Origin of the sequence: Massilia oculi (assembly GCF_003143515.1) — a bacterium.
Taxonomy (GTDB): domain Bacteria; phylum Pseudomonadota; class Gammaproteobacteria; order Burkholderiales; family Burkholderiaceae_D; genus Telluria; species Telluria oculi.
On the sequence record NZ_CP029343.1, the window covers coordinates 4,274,839 to 4,296,500 of the forward strand.

The following is a 21,662-nucleotide window of genomic DNA, read 5'->3' on the forward strand; positions in this document are numbered from 1 at the left end:
TCATGCGCATCAGCACCCTGAACCTCTACAACACCTCGACCAACCAGCTCAACAGCCTGCAGTCGGCGCTGGCGCGCACGCAGATGCAGCTGTCGACCGACCGCCGCCTGCTGACCCCGGCCGACGATCCGGTGGCGTCGGCGCGCGCGCTCGAGGTGACCCAGTCGCAGAACATCAACGCCCAGTTCGCCACCAACCGCAGCAGTGCGAAATCGGCGCTGGGCTTCACCGAATCGGCGCTGCAGAACGCCGGCGACCTGCTGCAGGACATCCAGGAACTGGCGGTGGAAGGCGGCAACGGCATCATGGTCCAGAGCGACCGCGAGAAGCTGGCCACCGAACTCGAGGGCCGCCTCGCCGACCTGCTGGGCGTGGCCAATACCGCCGACGGCGCGGGCGGCTACCTGTTCTCGGGCTTCATGACCACGACCAAGCCGTTCACCGCAACGCCGACCGGCGCCGCCTACCAGGGCGATTCGGGCATCCGCCAGCTGCAGGTGAGCGAGTCGCGCAAGGTGCCGCTGTCGGCCTCGGGTGCGGCCGTGTTCGAATCGATCCCGACCGGCAACGGCACGTTCCAGACCAAGGCCGCCGCGGGCAATACCGGCGCCGGCATCATCTCGTCGGGGTCGGTCACCAACCGCGCGGCCGTCGACAATACCAGGTACGAGATCGAGTTCGGCATGAGCGCGGACACGCCGCCGGTGCCGACGTATTCGGTGTACAACACCAGCACCGATCCGCGCACCGCGGTGCCGGCCCAGCAAGACCTGCCCTACAAGGATGGCCAGCAGATCGCCTTCGGCGGCATGTCGATGGAAATCAAGGGGGTGCCGGCCGCCGGCGACAAGTTCAGCGTCGAGCCGAGCCAGAAGCAGTCGGTGTTCACTACCGTGACCGACCTGATCAAGACGCTGCGCCTGCCCGGCGACGGCGCGGCCGGCAAGGCGCAGCTGACCAACCAGATCAACACCGCGCTCGACAACCTCAAGAACGCCCACGACAACGTGCTGACCGTGCAGGCCTCGGTCGGCGCGCACATGAACGAGCTCGACTACCTGGACATGGCCGGCTCCGACCTCGACATCCAGTACGCAACCACCCTGGACGACCTGCAGGGGCTGGACACGGTCAAGGCCATCTCGGACTTTTCCCAGCAACAGCTGACCTTGCAGGCGGCGCAGATGTCGTTCAAGACGATGTCGGGGCTGTCGCTGTTCAACGTGCTCTGATCAGCGCGCCGCCACCGGCTTCGGCGGCGTCTTCGCATTCACCTTTGGCGGCTTGGTCGCTTCCTTGATCTCGGCGCCGCAGTTGGTGTCCGGCGCCTTGTCGACGTTAATCAGCGGCAGCAGGGCGGCCAGGGGATTCACGGCGGCCAGCGCCACGGCGGCGCCGGCCTTCAGCGCCAGCGGTCCCGCCTGCGGCCCGACCTTGGGTTCGGTGAAGGTGCCGCGCGCATACAGCGGCGTACGCAGCGACAGTATGCGCGCGCCTTTGGTCTTGGGACGCACGTCCAGGTCCAGGCGTTCGCTGGCCAGGTCGACATAGCCCGACATGTTCACCACAGCGTCCTCGCTGTCGAGCACGAAGCGGTCGATGTTGGCGCGGCCGTTGCGCACGGTGGTCTGGGCCGCCACGCAGTTGAGCATCATCTGCTTGTCACCGAAGATCTTGACGAAGATGGCATTGGCCACGTTCAGGCCGGCCAGTTCGAGCATGAACTGGCTGACCGAGCCTTCGGTGACGACGGCATTGATCTCGCCATGCGAGGTGCCCAGCATGGCCGCCACCGTATTGCCCTTGCCGGCCAGCACGCCATCGCCGTTGACTTCACCGAAGCTGGCCTGCATCGATTGCAGCTTGGGGAACAGTTCGCGGATCTTGAGGCCGCGCGCGGCCAGGCGCGCTCCGGCGTCCAGGGTCTTGCCGTTGCCGTCGAGGCGGATGTTCGACGTGATGCGCCCGCCCGCCATGCCGAAGCTGAGCGGGGTGAGCGTGAGCACCTTGTCCTTCATGCGGATGGTGGCTTCGAGGTCTTCCAGCGGAATGTCGTGGGTGCGCACGATGCGCTTGCCCGAGAACTTGACGTCGGCATCCAGCGCCCCCCACTTCTCGGTATTGAACCCTTCCACCGGCAAGGCCTTGCCGGCCGGCGGCGCCTTGACGCGGCCGGCTTCCTTGGTGCCGGCGCCGGTATCGGCGCCGATGGTCGGGCCCAGGTCGGCCAGGCGCAGCTGTTTCGAGGTCAAGGTGCCGCTCAGGAAGGGCCGCGGCTTGCGCTGGACAAAGCTCAGGGTGCCGGCCAGGTCGCTGGCGCCAACCTTGCCGGTAAAGTCCTTATAGGTGAAGTTCCAGAATTCGCCATCCTTCTTGCCCAGCAATTCGCCGCGGGTGGAGTAGGGCGGGGTTTCCGGCAGCAGCACGCCGGTCAGGCCGTACAGGTCGGCCATGCTGGCGCCGGCCAGTTCCATTTTCAGGGCGAAGCCGGACGGGGAACGTGGATCGCGGATCACGCCGCGCAGGCCGAGCTTGTTCTGGCCGGCGCGGGCCGCGGCCTCGATCGGGAAGGTGATGTCTTCGCCGGTCAGCGACAGCACCGCGCCGGCCTTGCCGCCGCCCGTGATCTTCGCCTTGTTGTAGGTGCCCGACAGGGTGAAGGCCAGGCCGTACGGCGGCATGCCCGCGGCCGGCGCGGCTTGCTGGCCGTCGATCGTGCGGGCATCCGCACGCAGGTCGATGCCGAGCGGTGCGTCCACATAGCGCAGCTTGCCGCTGTCGAAGGACAGGCGCTGGATGTCGACGTCCCATTGCGACGGACCGTTGTCCTTGAAGGTCCAGGAATTGCGGCCGTCCTCGAGGCGCTGCACGGCGATGTCGGGCCCCGCCAGGCGCAGATCGGTGATGACGACGTCCCTGGTCAGCAGCGGCAGGATGCGCACGCCCACCTCGACGCGCTGCACCCCGGCCATCTGCGGGCCGACGGTGCTCCAGCTCGGGTTGCTCATGGTGACGTCGTTGGCGCTGACGTAGGGGCACGGCACATAACGCCGCCAGCCGCGTTCGCTGTCCTGTCCACGGTGGAATTTCACGTCCAGGTCGCCCCGGATCGCGAATTCACGGCCGGTGGTCTCCGACACCTTGCGGTTGATATATGGCCGCAACATATTCCAGTCGAACAGGAGGAAGAACAGGATGACGATGACCGTGATGCCGAGCAGGATCCAGCCGACGATCTTGAGAGGTCTTGATGTTTTCATGTCGATAGCGGCCACATGCATGGCTTGGTGGAGGCGCTACGGCCCCTGGGACATTCAGGCTACCCCTGCCATGCGGTTTTGTTTGTTGGCTAAGTAGCATTAGGCGTCAAAAGATGGCTTTTCGGCATCCGGGCTCTGGCCAAGGACGTAAGTACAGCTTGCTGTCATACAACCTTGTCCGGAATATAATCTCGTCCCATGATCATTCCCGCCCACGTCCTGCTCACTTTCGGCCTGCTGGCCCTGGCCGTCCTGTCCCTGTGGGCGCCGCTGCCCGCCATCCGCGGCAACCGCGCCTGGCCCTGGTGCGGCGGCCTGGTGCTGGCGACGCTGGCCGGCCTGCATGGCGGCATCCTCGACTGGCGCGCGCCGCTATCGATCGCGGTCTTCGCCGCGCTGGCCTGGGCCGCGCGCGAGGCGCGGGGCAGGTACCTGCGCTCGCTGCTGCTGGCGCTGACCGCGCTCGCCGCCCTGGCGCTGGCGCTGCACAAGGCGCCGGGCTTCCACAATCCCATGCTGGCCGACGGCATCCGTTTTTCAGGCGACGGCATTCCGTTCGCGCTGTGGGCCAACTTCGACAAGGCAGTCGTGGGCATCGTGCTGGTGGGGGTGTTCTGTGAACGGATCGGCAGCGCGGCCCAATGGCGGGAGATGCTGCGCCGGATCGCGCCGGTGGCGGCGTCAACCCTGGTGGTCGTGCTGGGACTGGGGTGGCTGCTGGGGTTGGTCCGGCCGGACCTCAAGTGGACGCCGTATTCGGCCTGGTTCCTCGTTTCCAACCTCTTGATCACCTGCGTGGCGGAAGAGGCGTTCTTCCGAGGCTTCCTGCTCGAGAAGATGGCCCATGCCATGCGCGGCTGGCGTGGCGGCGTGGCCGTCGCCACGCTCGTGACGTCGGTCCTGTTCGGCCTGGCGCACCTGGGCGGCGGCGGCCTGCTGGCGCTGCTGGCCACGATCGCGGGCCTGCACTATGCGGCGTCCTACCTGCTGTCGAAGCGGGTGGAAGGGGCGATCCTGGCGCACTTCGCCCTCAACGCGGTGCACTTCCTGGCGTTCACCTATCCGGCGCTGGCGCGTTGAGTTTCTATCGTAACAAGCCGATTGACGTTTTCCGCAACACGAATATACACTGTTATATATCGCGTTATGGGGATGATGATGTCGGATTTATTGACCGAACTGGGACCCACCTTCCTGGGCAGCCGCCTCAAGCGTCTGGGAGAGCGGATGCAGGCGGGCGCCGCCAGGGTTGCCTCCGACGCCGGCCTGCCGGTGCAGCCGGCGCACATGCCCTTGCTGGCCGCCTTGGACGGCCAGGCGCTGACCATCGGGCAACTGGTCCAGGCGGTGGGCATCAGCCAGCCCGGCATCACGCGCGGCATCGGCCAACTGGTCGACCTTGGCCTGGCCGAATCCCGGCAAAGCCAGGATGGGGACGGGCGCCAGCGCACGATATCGCTGACGACCGAAGGCAATGCCGTGCTGGCGCGCGCCAAGCTGTACATGTGGCCGCAGATCGGCGAAGCCGTCAAGGCCTTGTTCGGCGGCCATCCGGAAGCATTCATGGCGCAGATCGCCGCCATCGAGACGGCGCTGGCGGACAACCCGATCGACGTGCTGGCGGCGCGGTCGACGCCGCAAATCCTCACGATCCACGAATTCAGCGACGAGCTGGCCCACCACTTCCACGACATCAATGCCGAGTGGATCAACGCCATGTTCCGGCTCGAGGCGACCGACCGTGAGGTGCTGGAAAACCCGCGCGCGAAGATCGTCGATCCGGGGGGCGTGATCCTGTTCGTGGAGGCGCGCGGCCTGGGCGTCGTGGGCACCTGCGCCCTGCAAAAGACGGGCGCGCACAGTTTCGAGCTGACCAAGATGGGCGTGCGCGAAAGCGCGCGCGGCCTGAAGGCCGGCGAGTTCCTGCTGGAGGCAATGATCGCGCGCGCCATGCAGCTGGGGGCCGAGCCGCTCTACCTGCTCAGCAACGCCAGGTGCGCCGCCGCCATCCACCTGTACGCGAAGCTTGGCTTCCAGCATGACGCCGGGATCATGGCGGATTATGGCGCGCGCTATGCGCGCTGCGATGTCGCGATGCGTTACCAGGCGCCGGCCGCCAACGCTTGAGCCGGGACCGGCGTCAGCCCGGCGCCGGCGTCGGCTGCGCAGGCTGTGCCCCCGGCGCGCCCGGCTGCGGATTACCGGCGCGCGGCAGCGAGCGGGTGGCCTCGATGCCCTGGTTGAACAGGTTGACGATCGGCGCGCTGAGGTAGGGCAGGGCCAGGCTCAGGGTCAGGAAGCCCACCCCGAGCGTGATCGGGAAGCCGATGCCGAAGATGTTCAGTTGCGGCGCGGCGCGCGTCAGGATGCCGAGGGCGACTTGCGTGATCAGCAGGGCGGCGATGATCGGCATCGCGATCTGCAGCCCGGCCGAAAAGATGCGGCCGCCCCAGCGCACCAGTTCCAGCGCCGCGTTCGAGGAAAACGGCGTCTCGGTGATCGGCATGGTGAAGAAGCTTTCGGCCAGCGCCTCGAGCAGCACCAGATGGCCGTTCACGGCCAGGAAGGCCATGGTCGCGACCAGGGCCATGAACTGGCTGACGGCCGACGAACGGCCGCGCGTGCTGGGGTCGAAGAAGACGGCGAAACCCAGGCCCATGGTCTGGCTGGCGACCTCGCCCGCGTACTCGACGGCGGCGAACACGAGGCGCATGGCGAAACCCATCGCCAGCCCGATGATCATTTCCTTGACCAGGATGAGCAGGCCAGCCCACGAGGTCGGATCGACGGCCGGCACCGCCGGCACCAGCGGCGCGATCACCAGCGCCAGGAACACGCCCAGCAAGACCTTGACGCGCAGCGGCACGCCGGCGTTGCCGAACAGCGGCGCGGCCGCGATCAGTCCCAGGATGCGCGACAGCGGCCATAGCAGCGCCGCGATCCAGGTATTGATCTCCGCCGATGTCAGCGTCAACACGCCGGCCTTACCCGATCAAGCCCGGAATCCCGGTAAACACCTGCCGCATATAATCGAGCATCACCGACAGCATCCACGGTCCGGCCACCACCAGGGCGACGAACACGCCGACCAGTTTCGGAATGAAGGACAGGGTCGCCTCGTTGATCTGGGTCGCGGCCTGGAAGATGCTGACGATCAGGCCGATGATCAGCGCCACCAGCAGCAGCGGGGCCGCGATCATCAGGGTCACCTCCATGGCCGTGCGGCCCATCGTCATCACGCTTTCGGGTGTCATGGACGCATCCTCAGTAGAAACTCTGGGACAGCGAGCCCAGCAGTAACTGCCAGCCGTCGACCAGCACGAACAGCATCAGCTTGAACGGCAGGGCGATGACGGCGGGCGACATCATCATCATGCCCATCGCCATCAGCACCGACGCCACCACCATGTCGATGATCAGGAACGGTATGAAGATGGCGAAGCCGATCTGGAACGCGGTCTTGAGTTCGCTGGTGACGAAGGCCGGGATCAGGACCCGCAGCGGAATGTCTTCGGGCCCCTGCAGCGCTTCGGAGCGCGAGATCTTGACGAACAGCGCCAGGTCGGACTGGCGCGTCTGCTTGACCATGAATTCCTTGAGCGGCACCGCGCCGCGGTTCATCGCATCAAGCATCTGGATCTCGTTGCGCTGCAGCGGCAGATAGGCCTCGCTGTAGATGCGGTCGAACGTCGGCCCCATCACGAAGAAGGTCAGGAACAGCGCCAGCCCCACCATCACCTGGTTCGGCGGCGCGGTCTGGGTGCCCAGCGCCTGGCGCAGCAGCGACAGCACGATGATGATGCGGGTAAACGCCGTCATCATCAAGAGCGCGGCCGGCAGGAAGGTGAGGGAGGTCAGCAGCAGCAGGGTCTGGACCGGCAGCGAATACGACGCGCCGCCGCCCGGCACCGGCCTGCTCTCGAATGCGGGGATGCCGGGCTGGGCCGCTGCGATCAGCGGCAGGGCCAGTGCGCCGGCCAACAGGATGTATTTAACTCGCATTGCGTTTGTCGATCGTCTTCTTGAGCCAGTCCGAGAAGTTATTCGCCGGGATGGCGCCGTGGGCGGCAGCCGGCGTCAGGTCCGTTTCCTGGCGCGGCATGGTATGCAGGGCGTTGACGCGGCCCGGCGCGGCGCCGACCACGATCCACTGGTCGCCGACTTCGACCACCATGATGCGTTCGCGTCCGCCCAGGTTCAGGGCGCCGACCACGCGCAGGTTGGCGCTGCCGCCGCTCATCTTGGGGCCATAGCGCTTCATCAACCAGGCCAGGCCGGCCAGCAGGCCAAGCACCAGCATCAGCGCCATGATGGTCTTGAGCAGACCACCGGCGCCGGGGCTGGCGGTGGACGCGGTGGGCATCGAGGCCGGCATCGACACCCTCGGCGCCTCGCTCAGCGGCGCGCTGGAGGTCGGCGACACGGGCGCGGTGGCGACCGGTGGGGTGGTGTCGGCGGCAGCGGCGCCATCGCCCGGCAGCGGGGCGGTCGGCGGAGCCGTGGTGGCAGGTGTGGCGGCCGGGGCCGGCACTGCCGGCGCGGGTGGGCGGCCGGTGGTGGTTTCGCCGGGACGGCGTGGGGTTTCGGCATCCTCGTGGGCGGCCGGGGCCGGTGCGGCCGAGGTGCCGGCCATGCTGGCCGGCGTCGCTGGCTTTGATGTGGCGTCGGTGGCTTGCTGGGCAAAGGCCAGGCAAGGTGCGAGCAATAACGAGGCGGTGATGGCTCGTATGCGATCAAGGACAGGGGCGCGGCGCGGGGTCATTTATTCAGTTTGCGAATCCGTTCGGAGGGCGTGATGATATCAGTGAGCCGGATCCCGAACTTGTCATTCACGACCACCACCTCGCCCTGGGCGATCAGGCAGCCGTTGACCAGCACGTCCATCGGCTCGCCGGCCAGGCCGTCCAGCTCGACCACCGAGCCCTGCGCCAGCTGCAGCAGGTTCTTGATGGCGATCTTGGTGCGGCCCAGTTCCACCGTCAATTGCACCGGGATGTCGAGGATGAAGTCGATGTCGTTCGGCGTATCGTTGCGCGCGCCCTTGTTCGAGAAATCCTTGAACACGGCGGCAGCCGCGGCCGGGGCGGTCGCCTGTTGCTGTTGCTGGCGCTCGAGCGCCGCGGCTTCGGCCGCGGCCTGCTCGGCGATGGCCGCGCCCCAATCGTCGTCGATGTGGTCCTGGTCTTCCTGGTTGTCCGACATGGTGTTCTCCTGTATTGCTTCTATCTTGCCTCGGCCGGCGCCCTGCGCCTGGCCAGTCATATCGATTACTTGCTGAAGGTGTCGCTGTTGGCCAGCAGCTTCTCGACCTTCAGCGCATATTGCCCGTTGTGCACGCCGTAGCTGCAATCCATCACCGGCACGCCGTCGACCGTGGCCTGCAGCATTTCCGGCACCACGATCGGGATCACGTCGCCGATCTTCATGTTCAGGATCTCGTCGAAGTTCGCCTTGCCGTTGCCCAGCACCGCGACCAGCTCGACCTCGGCGACCTGGATCTGCTGCGTCAGCAGGCGCACCCAGCGCTTGTCGACTTCCAGCGCCTCGCCCTGGATGCTCGAGGTCAGCGCATCGCGGATCGGCTCGATCATCGAGTAGGGCATGCAGAAGTGGATCTGGCCTGACACCGAGCCCAGCTCGACCGTGAAGGTGCAGGACACCACGACTTCGTTCGGGGTCGCGATGTTCGCGAACTGCGTGTTCATCTCGGAGCGGATGTACTCGAACTCGATCGGGTACACCGGCTCCCACGACTTGCCGTAGGCCTCGAACACGATGTCGAGGATGCGCATGATGATGCGCTGCTCGGTCTGGGTAAAGTCGCGGCCCTCGACGCGGGTGTGGAAACGCCCGTCGCCGCCGAACAGGTTGTCCACCAGCAGGAACACCAGGCCCGGATCGAACACCATCAGGGCGGTGCCGCGCAGCGGCTTCATGTGGATCAGGTTGAGGTTGGTCGGGACCACCAGGTTGCGGATGAACTCGCTGTACTTGGAGACCCGCACCGAACCGACCGAGACCTCGGCGCTGCGCCGAAGGAAGTTGAACAGGCCGACCCGCAGATACCTGGCGAAACGCTCGTTGATGATCTCGAGCGTCGGCATGCGGCCGCGCACGATGCGCTCCTGCGTTGCCAGGTTATAGGTGCGTACCCCCGAGGTGTCTTCAGGCGTCGCAATGTCGTCCTGATCGCCGTTGACCCCTTTTAGGAGGGCATCGACTTCTTCCTGGGAGAGGAAATTATCGGCCATGTTTCTTCGTACTTACTGGATGCTTACTGGATGATAAACGAAGTGAATAATACGTCGGACACTTCCTGTTCGTCGCCCTGTTTTTCAAACGGCTCGGTAATCGCCGCCTGGATTTCGGACGCCAATTGCTGTTTGCCCTCCACCGTATTGATTTCGGACGCTTTTTTGCTCGACAACAGGAGCAGCACGCGATTGCGCACCATCGCCATATTGTCCTTGACCAGGGTCGCCTGTTCCGCGCCCTCGACCTGCAGGGTGAACTGTACCTGCAAATACTGCTCGCCGTTTTCCGGCTGCAGATTGACGGTGAAGGCCTCGATCGGCACGTATTCCGGCTTGGCCGCAGGGTCTTTCTTTTTCTTCTTCTTGGTTTCCTTGGCCGGGGCTTCTTCTTCGCCATGGGCGGCCGAGGACTGGCTGAAATACCAGCCGCCGCCGGCGCCCGCGCCAAGCACGAGGATCGCGGCGACGATCATGATGATGAGCTTTTTCTTCGAGCCAGTCGGCGCCGCTGGTGCAGCCGCGTCCGCTTTCGGATCAGCCTTCATTTTCGGATTCGCTTTCAAAATAAGTCTTCAATGCCAGGTTAATGGGATACAACATTATGGCATTGTCGCGGAAAGATGCACCCCAGCAAGCCTAGAAAAGAGGGAGGAAGAGGCAGTAAATCCGGAATTGTTGCAGGCGCGCGATGACGGAAAGTAAAAGGGCGGCCATCCAGCCGCCCCATGCGCGCTGTGTCGTCCGGGATTACGCGAACAGGTCCACCATCCCACGGTCGCCCAGCCCCACGGTACGGGTACGCGGCGCCACTTCGTTCACCGCGGCCTCGCCCTCGTCGCCGGCGCCGGCGCCGGCCAGCTTGCCATTGCCGCCCGCGCCGCCCGGCGCACGGCGTTCGCCATCCTGCTGCTGGCGTGCGCCGGCATCGACCGTCGCGTTGTTCAGGGCGATGCCGCTTTCACTCATCATCTCGCGCAGGCGCGGGAGGGCGTTTTCCAGCGCCTGGCGCACTTCCATCTGCTCGGCCGAGAAGGCCACGGTGGCCTGGTCGTTGCTCACGTTGAGCACGATCTGGACCGGGCCCAGGTCGGGCGGATTCAGCGTCAGGGTGGCGGCCTGCTCCTTGCCGACCATGTAGACGATGCGCTGGCTGACCTGGTTGTCCCAGGCCTGGCTGCCCACCCGGGCCGGAATGCGGTCGCCCGGCACGGCGGCCGGGTTGCCGACCGCGTCCGCCATCTTGGCGGCCTGGGCCTGCAGCTGGGCCAGCGGGGCAGGGGCTTCCTCGGCGCTCGTCGCCAGCTGCTGCTGGCTCTCGCGCAGCTGGGTCTGGAACTGGGCGGCATCCTGCTGGCCTTCCGGCTGGGCGCCCGGATGAACCTGGGATGCGTTCGGGTCGACCGGGGCGCGCTGCACGCCGGCGGCCAGCGTCACGCCCGTGCCGAGCTCGTCGGTGACGGCGGCGCCGGCCGCGGCGTCATCGCCCGCGGCGGCGGTCGCGCCGGTCATGTGTTCCAGCGCGCTTGCCAACGCCTTCAGTTGCGGGTCGACGGCAGCGGCCGCAGCCTCGGCCGGAACGGCTGCGGTGTCGGCGGCCGCCGGCCTGGTCAGGCTGGCCATGAAGGCCAGCATGTCGGTGACGGGCGTCGTGGCGGCAGCGGCGGCCTCGGCCGCGCCTTCGGCCGGGTCTTGCGCTGCCTCGGCTTCTTGCGCGCCTTCTGCGGACGTGGTCTTCGCGGTCTGCGCCTCGCCATCCTGGCTGGCCGGCCTGGCGCCGGCCTTGCTCGCCTGCTCACGCACCGGCTCGCGGTTGGCGGGTTTGTCGGCCGCATTCGGTTTCGATTGCTGCTGCGCGGCCGGCTTCGACTGCTGGGCAGCCGGAGTCGGGGACTGCGGCTGCGGCGCCTGCTGGCGCGCCGCCAGTTCGCGCGACAGGGTGGCGCCGAAGGCGCCATTGTTGCGTGCGCTGTCGGCCAGCCGGTCCGGGCTCGCGCTGCGTGGCGCGCTGGCATTGGCGCCGGTGGTCTGGAACAGGAGATTGGTGGTCTGCGTCGTCATGTTTCGCTCAGCGTTGTTTGTAACGGGCGCCACGCGCCGCGTGGTCGTCCATCTGTTTCTGGTCGCGCTTGTTCTGCACCTTGAGCGCCTCGCTCGCGGCGCGTTCGTTCAGCGTGCGATACGACAAGCGCTTGCGTTCGCTTTCCTGCAACGTCTTGCGCTCGGACTCTGCCTTGAATCGGGCATGCTTCAACACGTCGCGTTGCCCATTCAAGGCATTGTCCAGCTTGCCAATAAAGGCAACGAAGTTGTGGTACGCGAAAGGCGTGATGCCTGCCACCTGGGCCGCATCCAGCTTGCGCGCATATTCGTCGCGGTAGCCGACCAGCATCTCCAGCTTCTGCTCGGCTTCCTCGACCAGCTTGTTGGCCGCGCCCAAACGCCTGGCGGCGGCATCGGAATCCTTCTGCGCCAGGTCGATCAGTGTTTCAAGTGCGGATAATTGGGCCATGGTGCAGCGATTCTACCGCTGAGCAATTCTCGCCAATCAGTTGAATAGCGAGGAAAGTTGCCCCAAGCTCTGGGGAAGCGTGGCGTTGTCGTGGATTTCCTGGCACAGGAACTCCTCGATGGCCCCATGCTTCGCGATGGCCTGGTCGAGCACCGGATCGCTGCCGGCGGCATAGGCGCCGACATTGATCAGGTCGCGCGAGCGTTGATAGCGCGAATACAACTGTTTCAATTTGCGCGCCGCCAATTGGTGTTCGTGGGTCGTGATCGTGTGCATCGCCCGCGAAATCGACTGCTCGATGTCGATCGCCGGATAATGCCCGGCCTCGGCCAGGTGCCGATTGAGCACGATGTGGCCGTCGAGAATGCCGCGCGCCGCGTCCGCGATGGGGTCTTGTTGATCGTCGCCCTCGGACAGCACGGTATAGAAGGCCGTGATCGAGCCGCCGCCTTCCAGGCCGTTGCCGGCCCGTTCGACCAGCACCGGCAATTTGGCGAACACCGATGGTGGATAGCCCTTGGTGGCCGGCGGCTCGCCGATCGCCAGCGCGATCTCGCGCTGCGCCATCGCGTAGCGGGTCAGCGAATCCATGATCAGCATCACGTTCTTGCCCTGGTCGCGGAAGTGTTCGGCGATCGCCGTGGCGTAGGCGGCCCCCTGCAGGCGCAGCAGCGGCGGCGAGTCGGCCGGGGCCGCCACGACGGCCGAGCGGGCGCGGCCTTCGGGTCCCAGGATCTGGTCGATGAATTCCTTGACCTCGCGGCCCCGTTCGCCGATCAGCCCGACCACGATGACGTCGGCTTCGGTATAGCGCGCGATCATGCCCAGCAGCACCGATTTGCCGACGCCGGTGCCGGCGAACAGGCCCAGGCGCTGGCCGCGGCCCACGGTCAGCATCGCATTGATGGCGCGCACGCCGACGTCGAGCGTGTCCTTGATCGGCGCGCGGTCGAGCGGATTGACCGGCCGCGCATTGAGCGGCCCCACCTCGGTCGTGGCGAGCGGGCCGAGGCCGTCGAGCGGACGGCCGGCGCCGTCGACCACGCGGCCCAGCAGCTGCATGCCGACCGGCAGGTGGCGCGCGCGGTCTTGCGGACGGCGGCGTCCGTGCGGCACGGTGCCCGGCGGCGGCAGCACGCTCTCGACCGGGAACACGCGCGAACCGGGCACCACGCCCTCGGTATCGCTTTGCGGCATCAGGAACAGGCGTTCGCCCTCGAAGCCGACCACTTCGGCCTCGATGAAGCCGCTAGCGGTCGGGATCGTGGCGGCGGCGCCCACCGCGAGGCGCAGGCCGACGCATTCCATCACCAGCCCGGCCACGCGCGTGACGCGGCCCGACACTTGCAGCGGATCGGCAAAGCTGACCAGGGTGTCGCAATCGCGCAGGAAAGACTTCCAGCGCCCGGTGTGCGGGTCGCTGCCGTCGTGGGGCGGGACGTGGTCGTCCATCAGTCGCCCAACCACTCGACGTTGGCGCCCAGCGCGTGGGTCAGGCGGTTCCAGCGCGCCGCGGCCTGCGCGTCGATGTGATTGGTCGCGGTCTCGACCTTGCAGCCGCCGCGCGTGATGGAACCGTTCTCGACGATGCGCCAGCCGCCTTTCGTCAATTCCTCGGCCATGCCATGGCGCACCAGTTCGGCGTCCTGCGGGTTCAGGGTGAGCACGGCCGGCTGTTGCAGCACGGGCAGCTGGTCGATGGCGTCGCGCACCACCGACAGGACGAGTTCGGGACGCACGTCGAAACCGGTGCGCACCATGCCGCGCGCCAGGCGCAGGGCCAGGTCGAGCACGTCGCGGGCGATGGTCTCGTCGGCCTGGGCGATGGCGTCGCCGAAGCTGGCGGCCACCTGGCGCACCTGCTCCAGCTCGGCCGCGGCCTCGCGCTGGCCGGCCTCGGCGCCTTCGGCGTAACCCTGTGCACGGCCCTCTTGATGGCCCTGGGCGCGGCCTTCTTCCAGTCCTTGCGCGTAACCTTCCTGGCGCGCCGCTTCGCGCATCGCTTCCAGCTCTTCGACGCTCGGCAGGTTGAATCCCGGCGGCAGGGCAGGCGTGGCTTCAGCAGGCGGCGCCGCCGCCGCGGCCTCGGCCGCGCGGCGAGCGAGCGTGCTGGGGCGGTCGTCGCCGAACGACGCCATTTCCCAGCGCTGGTAGGCGCTCTGCTGTTCTTTCGGTAGTGCCATCAGACGAACGAATCCTCACCTTTGCCGCCCAGCACGATCTGGCCTTCGTCGGACAGACGACGCACGATCTGCAGGATCTGTTTCTGCTGCGATTCCACTTCGGACAGGCGCACCGGACCTTTCGATTCGAGGTCTTCGCGCATCATCTCGCTGGCACGCTGCGACATATTCTTGAAGATCTTCTCGCGCAGATCCTGCGAGGCGCCCTTCAGTGCGATGATCAGCATCTCGGACTGCACTTCACGGAGCAGCAACTGGATGCCGCGATCGTCGATGTCGATGATGTTGTCGAACACGAACATCTCGTCCATGATCTTCTGCGCCATGTCGTTGTCGTAGTTCTTGATATTGTCCATCACGGCCTGCTCTTGCTCGCCGCTCATGAAGTTCAGGATCTCGGCCGCGGTGCGCACGCCGCCCAGCGAGGACTTCTTGATGTGTTCGTTACCCGACAACAGCTTGGTCAGCACGTCGTTCAGCTCGCGCAGCGCGGCCGGCTGCACGCCGTCCAGGGTGGCGATGCGCAGCACGACGTCGTTGCGCAGTCGTTCGGTAAAGTTTGCCAGAATTTCGCAGGCCTGGTCGCGCTCGAGGTGGACCAGGATGGTGGCGATGATCTGCGGGTGCTCGTTGCGGATGAGTTCGGCTACCGAGACCGAGTCCATCCACTTCAGGCTCTCGATGCCCGAGGCGTCCTTGCCACCGAGAATACGGTTCAGCAAGACTGCCGCCTTGTCGTCGCCCAGGGCCTTGGTCAGCACCTGGCGGATGTACTCGTCCGAGTCGAGGCCGACGGTCGAGTGCAGATTGGTCTCTTCGACGAACTCTTCGAGCACCGTGACCACCTGGCCGTGCTGCACCGCCTTCATCTGCGCCATCGCGGCGCCCAGCTTGAGCACTTCGCGCGGGCCGAGGAATTTCATCACCTCGGCCGCTTCCGCTTCACCCAGGGCCAGCATCAGGATTGCCGCCTTGTTCGTGCCGTCCTTGTCTTTATCACTCATTTGAACCCAACCATGCTTTGATCACGTTTGCGACGATGCGCGGATCCTGGTTCGCCAGGTCTTTCGCCAGTTTCAGGTTGGCGCGGTAACCCATGTCCCGGCGAATCTTCTCTTCTTCCTCGAGGTCTTCCTCGTTTTCCTCGGCTTCCTCTTCGCCTTCCTCGCCCTCGGCCTTCTCGTCTTCCTTCGGCTCTTCCGGAATGGCCGTCGCTTCGTCGAACTTCTTGATCGCCGGACGCAGCAGCGGGCGCAGGAAGCGGAAGTACAGGAAGGCGATCACTGCGGCAACGAAAGCGTAGCGGGCCAGGTCCTTGAACAGCGGCATATTCGCCGGGTCACGCCACCAGTCCGGTTCTACCACTGGTTCGGCCGGCTTGTCCACACCGTCGAACGGTGCGTTGGTCACGTTCAGGGTGTCGCCGCGTGCCTCGCTGTAACCCATTGCCTGCTTGACCAGCTCGTTGATCTGGGCCACTTCGTTGGCCGCCAGCGGACGCACGGTGACCTTGCCGGTGGCCGGGTCGACGATGCGGCGGTAGTTCACCACCACGCCGACCGTCAGGCGCTTGACGCCGCCCATCGGACGCTGTTCGTAGCGGATGGTCTTGTCCAGCTCATAATTCATGGTGGCATTCTTGGTGCTCGGCCCTAGGGCGGCAGGCGCTTCGGCCGGCGGCGCGCCATCGATCGGCGCGGTGTTCACGCCCGGCGGCTGGTTCGACAGCGCGCCCGGGATGCCCGACGGGCCGGCGCCGGCGCCTTGCGTTTCCGACGTCTGCTGGCTGCGGATCGCCTGCGGCTCCGGCGGCGAGTTCGGCTTGTACATCTCGGCCGCGGTATCCACCTGGGCGAAGTCGATCTCGGCGGTCGCCTGGGCGCGCACATTGCCCTCGCCGACCAGCGGCTTGATCATCGCCTCGACCTGCTTGATGATGTTTTCCTGCACCTGGTCCACGTATTTCAGCTGGGTGGCGTCGAGCATCTTGTTGCCCGCGCCCTTGTTTGCCTGCTCCGACAGCAGCGCGCCGGTCTGGTCGACCACGGTCACGTTGCCGAAGGTCAGTTCAGGCACGCTGGAGGCGACCAGGTGGACGATGGCGTTGACCTGGCCCTGGTCCAGGGCGCGGCCCGGCTGCAGGTTGAGCAGCACCGAGGCGGTCGGCTTTTGCTGGTCGCGCACGAACACGGACGGCTTCGGCAGCGCCAGGTGGACGCGCGCGGCGCTCACCGAACCCAGCGACTGGATCGAACGCGCCAGCTCGCCTTCGAGCGAACGCTGGTAGTTGACCTGTTCCAGGAACTGGGACACGCCCAGCTTCTGGTTCTCCATCAGCTCGAAGCCGACGTTGCCGCCCTTCGGCAGGCCTTGCGCGGCCAGCTTCAGGCGCAGGTCGTGGATCTGCTCGGCCGGCACGAGGATCGCCGTGCCGCCTTCGGAAAACTTGTATTGCACACCCATCTGGTCGAGCGAGGCGGTGATGGCGCCGCCGTCGCGATCGCTGTAGTTCGAGAACAGCACGCGATACTCAGGCGCCTGGCTCCACATCCAGACAGCGATCATCAGCGCCAGGATCAGCGCGATGCCGCCGCCGATGGCGACGCGCTTGCCCATGGTCGTCTGGAAAAACGACGGGGGCGCTGCCGGAGGCTGGCCCTGGGGGGTGTCGAGAAGGTCTTCCGCAGTTGCTGCCATGGTCGATGGATTCAGGTGAATGGGTGGGTACAGGCAGCATTATGGAGCTGTGGGGCAACATTCAAACCCCGAAATAGGGGGCGTTTACCGGCCTAACTCACGGGTGAAATTGGCGCCTGCGCTGATATTCTGCTTTCCTGAGTGCATTTGTAGATGATTCTGCAAGGCAATAACATGCAGGAGGGTAACATGAGTATTGGCGGTATCGGCGGCATCGACAGCAGCCGCATCCAGGCCATGATGGAGCAGCTCAAGGCGGCGGCCACCAAGCCGGACTCGGCGGGGCCGGTCGCGCCTGCCGGGCTCGGCAATGCCAGCGCGGTCGGCGGCAAGTCCGCGGTGAAGCTCGACTTCGCGGAGGCGCTGCACAATTCCTTGCAGGGCGTGAGCGACCGCTCGGCCGAGGCGCAGGCGCTCAGCAAGCGCTTTACCATGGGCGACGACACGGTCAGCCTGTCGGACACCATGGTCGCGATGCAGAAATCGAGCATCGCGTTCCAGGCGACGGTGCAGGTGCGTAACAAGCTGGTGTCGGCCTATCACGACATCATGAATATGCAGGTGTGACGGCATTGGCGGGACGCCGGTCCCGCCAATGCGATGACATCGGGGTGGCGGCGTCGCCTCAGCCGGAATGCGGTGGCGCGCCGTCTGCGACCGGCAGCGAGACGGTCAGCGTGCTGCCGGCGCCCGGTCCATCGCTATGCGCGGTCACCAGACCGCCGTGTAACAAGACAATTGTTTTTACCAGGGCCAGCCCAATGCCCAGGCCGCCTTGCGCCCGGTCGGGCGTTCGTTCGGCCTGGCTGAACAGGTCGAAGATCACCGGCAGCAGCTCGGCCTTCATGCCGATGCCGTTGTCCCGCACCTTGACCACGACGGTGCCGCCATCGCGTGCGACGTGCACGACGATCGTCCCGCCATCGGGCGTGTATTTCGCCGCATTGTTCAGCAGGTTGGTGAAGGCCTGCACCAGCCGGTTCGGGTCGCCCGATACCTGCGCGCCGCCAGCATGGCCTTCGATCAGCAGGACGTGTCCGCGCGCCGCGACCAGCGGGTGCGATTGCTCGACAGCGCTGGCGATGATCGTCATCGGGTCGAGCAATTCTCGATCCAGTTCGATCTGGCCACGGGTGACGCGCGACACGTCGAGCAGGTCGTCGACGAGCGATGTCAGGTGCCGCACCTGGCGCCCGATCACGTCGCTGGAGCGCCGGATTCGCTCTTCGCTTGCAGTGCCCAGCTTGAGCATCGCCGCCGCCGCCGATATCGGCGCCAGCGGGTTACGCAGTTCGTGGGCCAGCATGGCGAGAAATTCGTCCTTGCGCCGATCCTGTTCCTGCAACGATTGATAGAGCCGCGCATTCTCGAAACCGTTTGCAGCAATCGATGCCAGCTGCACCAGGATGGCTTCGTCCTCCGCCGAGAATTCACCTTGCAGCTTGTCCGAGGCCTGGATCAGGCCGATATTCTTGCCCGTACGGTCGATCAGCGGCACTGCCAGCCAGCCGCGAATCGGAGGGTGGGCGTGCGCGTGCGCGCCAAACCCCTTCCAGCGCGGATGCGCCTCCAGCTCCGCCTGGGTCAGGCGCATGACCCGGTTCGAACGACATACCTCCGCATAGATGCCGGTGCCGTCGGTGGGAGTGGCGTAGTCACGATAGGCGGCGTACTTGTCCGATAGCGAGACCGCGCTGATCGCCTGCGACCATCCCGTGCCTTCGGTCAGGGAAACGACTGCCTGATGTACCTGCAGGATATCGCGCACCTCGCCGACGAGCACACCGGCAATCTCGCCATCCCTGAGGACGGTCTGCAACTTTCGCGCGGCATGGGCGACCTTGGCGAGGAGGGCGGCATTACGCTTCTCGCGTTCCAGCCGTTGTGCGAGTTCCACTTCGGCCAGGACGATCTCATGGATGTCGGTATTGGTGCCGATCCACTCGCGCGTCGTTCCCTCCGCATCGATGATCGGGACGCCTCGAACCTCGGTCCAGCGGTAGTTGCCGTCGGCACGGCGCAGGCGGTAGCGCACTTCGAACAACGATTTCGTTGCCACGCATTCGAGCCATCGCGTCTTGGCCTCGTGCCGGTCGTCCGGATGCACCGCTTCCAGCCATCCGAAGTCTCGCCACTCTTCGTAGGTCTGTCCGGTGAACGCACGCCAGGAAGGCGAGTCTTCGTCGACCCGGCCGTCAGGCGTGTTGCTCCAGACAATTTGGGAAGTTGCCATCACCAGGGAGCGGAACCGCTCCTCGCGGATACGCAAGGCATTTTCCGAATGAATTTTCTCGGTGATGTCTTCTTGCATGAGCATAATTTCGAGCACCTTGCCATCCGTGTCCTTGATGGGGTGTGCCCTTGCCGCTACCCAGCGTGCCGGGCCGGAACCACCCAGACGGCCAACGTCGTAGAGGACGACCGGTATCTTGATCGACTCGCCCTGGCAAGCCCGTTCCAGCAGTGCGGCGATGCCGCTTTCAAGGAGCTGGGGGTCCCGCAGAACGTTGTAATCCTCGCTCAGGACGAACCGCTTCAGTCCGGAACCCTCATGGATCTGCCAAAGGGCTTCCCAGGCCTTGTTGACCCGCATCGTCCGCCCGTTGGGCGCGAGTATCTGGATGCTCAGCGGAGACTGTTCGAACAATTCCCTGAAGCGATGATCGGCGCCCGCGTCGGCGTTGGCAGGGAATTGCGACCCAAGGACGGTAGTCGACATCATTTCTGAACGATGAGAAAGGGCGCACATGATGGCACAACCCGTCAATTGGCGCTCGATTACCGTGTGCTTTTCGCCGAGCCGCTGATGACTTCGGAAAAATACAATGTAGCGCTCGTCTTGCATCCACGACGGGCTACGCGGGGCGCGTTCATTTCAGGTCGAGCTCGCCAGCTTGAGGCCGACGATGCCGGCCGCGATCAGGCCGATGCAGGCCAGGCGCGCCGGGTTGGCCGATTCGCCGAACAGGACGATGCCGACCAGGGCCGTGCCGACCGCACCGATGCCGGTCCAGATCGCATACGCCGTGCCCAGTGGCAGCGTCTTCATGGCCTGGGACAGCAGGCCGAAGCTGACCGCCATCGCCGCCACGGTGCCGACCGTCGGCCACAGGCGGGTGAAACCTTCCGTGTACTTCAGGCCGACGGCCCAGCACACCTCGAACAATCCCGCCAAAAACAAGACCAGCCACACCATGATGCTCTCCTCGAAAGATACGGCAGACATTGCCGTCGATGTACAGCGCATCTTATGTGAATCGAGGTGATGGAAAAAGTCAGAAGCTATCAGTATCATTGACAGATGGCTTTCGATCTCGATCACCTGCGCATCCTGCTCGCCGCCGTCGACCACGGCTCATTCTCCGCTGCCGCGCGCGCACTGGGACGCGTTCCGTCCGCCGTCAGCATGGCCATCGCCAACCTGGAAGCAGAACTCGGCCTGGAACTGTTCGACCGCGGCGGCCGCGAGCCGCGGCCCACCGGGCACGCGCTGGCCCTGCTGCCGCAGGCGCGCCTGCTGCTCGAGCAATTGCGGCTGCTGAACCAGCATGCGCTGTCGCTGAGCCAGGACCTCGAACCCTCCCTGACCCTGGTGCTGGTGCCCGAGCTGATGGCTGCCGCGCCCTGGCACGATGCCTTGCGCGCGCTGTCCGACGAGTTCCCCTTGCTGGAGGTGAACGTCCTGAGCGCGGCGCAAGCCGATGCGCTGGCGATGTTGCAGGATGGCCGCGCCGACCTGGCGCTGGTGTTCGAGCGCTATGGCATGGACCCGCGCGAAGGCTTCCAGGAAGTGGCCCACGAGACGCTGGTGGCCGTGCTGGCGCCCGATCATCCGCTGCTGGCGCGGGTGGCGGCCGGTGAGATCCGCGACCAGCACCTGCTGGGCGAGCGCCAGATCGTGATGGCCGGCCGCCACGCCGACCAGGTCGACAAGCGCATCGCCATGTCGCGCCTGCAGTGGAAGACCGACAATCCGGTGGCGGCGCTCAGCCTCGTCACTGCCGGCCTGGGCTGGGCCTGGCTGCCTGCCGGCTTCGTGCGCGCGCCGCTGGCGGACGGCCAGCTGGTGCAGATCCCTTCCGCCAACTTCACCAACATCATGAAGCTGTTCGTCGACGTGGTGTGGGCCAACAACCGTCCGCAGGGATTGGCGGCGCGGCGCTTCGTGGCCCTGCTGAACGAGCGCCGCGTCCATTCGACCTGAGGCCGGGGCGGCCCGCACGGCTGGCCGAACGCGCTGCGCGTAAAAAGAGGCATAACGTTTGCATCTTTAAGGGAATCGCATTACACTTGGTTAACTGCTGAGCACAAGCCTCGGTACACGAAGGAAGCGATCATGAACATCGACAGATTCAAGCATCAGCACCTCGACATCCTCGACGGCATCGACCGCCTGCGCGCCCGCAGCCGGGAGGGCGTGGCCGAGCACGCGGAAGAGATCGCCGCGCAGATCGTCGCGATGAGCGGCGTGGTGCGGCTGCACCTGGCGGTTGAGAACGACACCCTGTATCCGGCGCTGGCCAGGGGCGACCTGCGCCTGGCGCGCATGGGCCGGGCCTACCAGAACGAGATGGGCGACATCGCCGCCGAGTACCTGGCGTTCGCCGGGCGCTGGAACCTGGCCAGCCGGCTGGTCAAGGCGCCGGAACAGTTCAGGCAAGAGGCGAATCGGGTGCTGCGCAAGCTGCACGGGCGCATCCGGCGCGAGGACCGGGAGTTCTATCCGGCGATCGAGGCCGGCGCCGTCGCCGCCTGAAGG

Annotated in this window: 23 protein-coding genes; 7 read left to right on the top strand and 16 right to left on the bottom strand. The window is 65.8% G+C overall.

What is annotated here, in order from left to right; all coding sequences use genetic code 11:
- Nucleotides 1–2 precede the first annotated feature (2 nt).
- Complete coding sequence (flgL, locus tag DIR46_RS19305) at nt 3–1,232, top strand: flagellar hook-associated protein FlgL (RefSeq protein ID WP_109346685.1); 1,230 nt, start codon at nt 3–5, stop codon at nt 1,230–1,232.
- Here the strand turns inward: flgL and DIR46_RS19310 are convergent, their stop codons facing one another.
- Complete coding sequence (locus tag DIR46_RS19310) at nt 1,233–3,260, bottom strand: AsmA family protein (protein ID WP_229446315.1); 2,028 nt, start codon at nt 3,258–3,260, stop codon at nt 1,233–1,235.
- Nucleotides 3,261–3,458: 198 nt separating this feature from the next.
- Here DIR46_RS19310 and DIR46_RS19315 point away from each other — a divergent pair, with 198 nt between their 5' ends.
- Together DIR46_RS19315 and DIR46_RS19320 are read left to right on the top strand one after the other, a co-directional pair.
- Nucleotides 3,459–4,340 (top strand): CPBP family intramembrane glutamic endopeptidase, encoded by an 882-nt coding sequence (locus tag DIR46_RS19315; RefSeq protein ID WP_109346687.1) that lies wholly within the window; start codon nt 3,459–3,461, stop codon nt 4,338–4,340.
- 72 nt (nt 4,341–4,412) lie between these two features.
- Nucleotides 4,413–5,387, top strand: coding sequence for a bifunctional helix-turn-helix transcriptional regulator/GNAT family N-acetyltransferase (locus DIR46_RS19320; RefSeq protein WP_229446316.1), 975 nt, complete (start codon nt 4,413–4,415; stop codon nt 5,385–5,387).
- Between the two features lie 13 nt (nt 5,388–5,400).
- Here DIR46_RS19320 and fliR read toward each other — a convergent pair whose 3' ends face one another.
- The 7 genes from fliR to fliL form a co-directional block, all read right to left on the bottom strand.
- Complete coding sequence (gene fliR, locus DIR46_RS19325; protein WP_109346688.1) at nt 5,401–6,237, bottom strand: flagellar biosynthetic protein FliR; 837 nt, start codon at nt 6,235–6,237, stop codon at nt 5,401–5,403.
- A gap of 7 nt (nt 6,238–6,244) precedes the next feature.
- On the bottom strand, nt 6,245–6,514 hold the full coding sequence (fliQ, locus tag DIR46_RS19330) for a flagellar biosynthesis protein FliQ (RefSeq protein WP_109346689.1): 270 nt from the start codon (nt 6,512–6,514) through the stop codon (nt 6,245–6,247).
- Between the two features lie 10 nt (nt 6,515–6,524).
- Nucleotides 6,525–7,262: a flagellar type III secretion system pore protein FliP gene (gene fliP / locus DIR46_RS19335; RefSeq protein ID WP_109346690.1), complete on the bottom strand. Its 738-nt coding sequence runs from the start codon at nt 7,260–7,262 to the stop codon at nt 6,525–6,527.
- Nucleotides 7,252–7,965, bottom strand: a complete 714-nt coding sequence (gene fliO / locus DIR46_RS27370; protein ID WP_229446317.1) for a flagellar biosynthetic protein FliO — start codon at nt 7,963–7,965, stop codon at nt 7,252–7,254. The genes fliP and fliO overlap by 11 nt, the downstream gene beginning before the upstream one ends.
- Before the next feature lie 53 nt (nt 7,966–8,018).
- Nucleotides 8,019–8,462, bottom strand: coding sequence for a flagellar motor switch protein FliN (gene fliN / locus DIR46_RS19345; RefSeq protein WP_109346691.1), 444 nt, complete (start codon nt 8,460–8,462; stop codon nt 8,019–8,021).
- A gap of 65 nt (nt 8,463–8,527) precedes the next feature.
- Entirely contained in the window at nt 8,528–9,511 is a 984-nt protein-coding gene (gene fliM / locus DIR46_RS19350) for a flagellar motor switch protein FliM (RefSeq protein WP_109346692.1), read from the bottom strand.
- Nucleotides 9,512–9,534: 23 nt separating this feature from the next.
- Complete coding sequence (gene fliL, locus DIR46_RS19355; protein WP_109346693.1) at nt 9,535–10,059, bottom strand: flagellar basal body-associated protein FliL; 525 nt, start codon at nt 10,057–10,059, stop codon at nt 9,535–9,537.
- Between fliL and DIR46_RS26740 the strand changes: the two genes are divergently transcribed.
- Nucleotides 9,986–10,216, top strand: coding sequence for a hypothetical protein (locus tag DIR46_RS26740; RefSeq protein WP_162819319.1), 231 nt, complete (start codon nt 9,986–9,988; stop codon nt 10,214–10,216). The two genes, fliL and DIR46_RS26740, sit on opposite strands and share 74 nt — an antisense overlap.
- Nucleotides 10,217–10,261: 45 nt before the next feature.
- Here the strand turns inward: DIR46_RS26740 and DIR46_RS19360 are convergent, their stop codons facing one another.
- The 6 genes from DIR46_RS19360 to fliF are packed head-to-tail and all read right to left on the bottom strand — an operon-like array spanning nt 10,262 to nt 16,903.
- Nucleotides 10,262–11,572: a flagellar hook-length control protein FliK gene (locus tag DIR46_RS19360; protein ID WP_109346694.1), complete on the bottom strand. Its 1,311-nt coding sequence runs from the start codon at nt 11,570–11,572 to the stop codon at nt 10,262–10,264.
- A gap of 7 nt (nt 11,573–11,579) precedes the next feature.
- The gene (fliJ, locus tag DIR46_RS19365; RefSeq protein ID WP_109346695.1) at nt 11,580–12,023 is read right to left on the bottom strand and encodes a flagellar export protein FliJ; all 444 of its coding nucleotides are present in this window, start codon (nt 12,021–12,023) and stop codon (nt 11,580–11,582) included.
- A gap of 36 nt (nt 12,024–12,059) precedes the next feature.
- Nucleotides 12,060–13,475, bottom strand: coding sequence for a flagellar protein export ATPase FliI (fliI, locus tag DIR46_RS19370; RefSeq protein WP_109346696.1), 1,416 nt, complete (start codon nt 13,473–13,475; stop codon nt 12,060–12,062).
- Nucleotides 13,475–14,206, bottom strand: coding sequence for a flagellar assembly protein FliH (fliH, locus tag DIR46_RS19375; RefSeq protein WP_109346697.1), 732 nt, complete (start codon nt 14,204–14,206; stop codon nt 13,475–13,477). Before fliH ends, fliI begins: the two co-directional genes overlap by 1 nt.
- Nucleotides 14,206–15,210 (bottom strand): flagellar motor switch protein FliG, encoded by a 1,005-nt coding sequence (gene fliG, locus DIR46_RS19380; protein ID WP_109346698.1) that lies wholly within the window; start codon nt 15,208–15,210, stop codon nt 14,206–14,208. The genes fliH and fliG overlap by 1 nt, the downstream gene beginning before the upstream one ends.
- Nucleotides 15,203–16,903, bottom strand: a complete 1,701-nt coding sequence (fliF, locus tag DIR46_RS19385; RefSeq protein ID WP_109346699.1) for a flagellar basal-body MS-ring/collar protein FliF — start codon at nt 16,901–16,903, stop codon at nt 15,203–15,205. The genes fliG and fliF overlap by 8 nt, the downstream gene beginning before the upstream one ends.
- Nucleotides 16,904–17,092: 189 nt before the next feature.
- Between fliF and fliE the strand changes: the two genes are divergently transcribed.
- Nucleotides 17,093–17,470: a flagellar hook-basal body complex protein FliE gene (gene fliE, locus DIR46_RS19390; RefSeq protein WP_109346700.1), complete on the top strand. Its 378-nt coding sequence runs from the start codon at nt 17,093–17,095 to the stop codon at nt 17,468–17,470.
- 58 nt (nt 17,471–17,528) lie between these two features.
- On the opposite strand, the gene DIR46_RS19395 is transcribed toward fliE, so the two are convergent.
- Together DIR46_RS19395 and sugE are read right to left on the bottom strand one after the other, a co-directional pair.
- Nucleotides 17,529–19,748: a PAS domain-containing sensor histidine kinase gene (locus DIR46_RS19395; RefSeq protein WP_109346701.1), complete on the bottom strand. Its 2,220-nt coding sequence runs from the start codon at nt 19,746–19,748 to the stop codon at nt 17,529–17,531.
- A gap of 30 nt (nt 19,749–19,778) precedes the next feature.
- Nucleotides 19,779–20,099 (bottom strand): quaternary ammonium compound efflux SMR transporter SugE, encoded by a 321-nt coding sequence (sugE, locus tag DIR46_RS19400; protein WP_109346702.1) that lies wholly within the window; start codon nt 20,097–20,099, stop codon nt 19,779–19,781.
- Nucleotides 20,100–20,204: 105 nt separating this feature from the next.
- Here sugE and DIR46_RS19405 point away from each other — a divergent pair, with 105 nt between their 5' ends.
- Together DIR46_RS19405 and DIR46_RS19410 are read left to right on the top strand one after the other, a co-directional pair.
- Entirely contained in the window at nt 20,205–21,107 is a 903-nt protein-coding gene (locus DIR46_RS19405) for a LysR family transcriptional regulator (RefSeq protein WP_109346703.1), read from the top strand.
- A gap of 132 nt (nt 21,108–21,239) precedes the next feature.
- Entirely contained in the window at nt 21,240–21,659 is a 420-nt protein-coding gene (locus tag DIR46_RS19410; RefSeq protein WP_109346704.1) for a hemerythrin domain-containing protein, read from the top strand.
- The last annotated feature ends 3 nt before the right edge of the window (nt 21,660–21,662 follow it).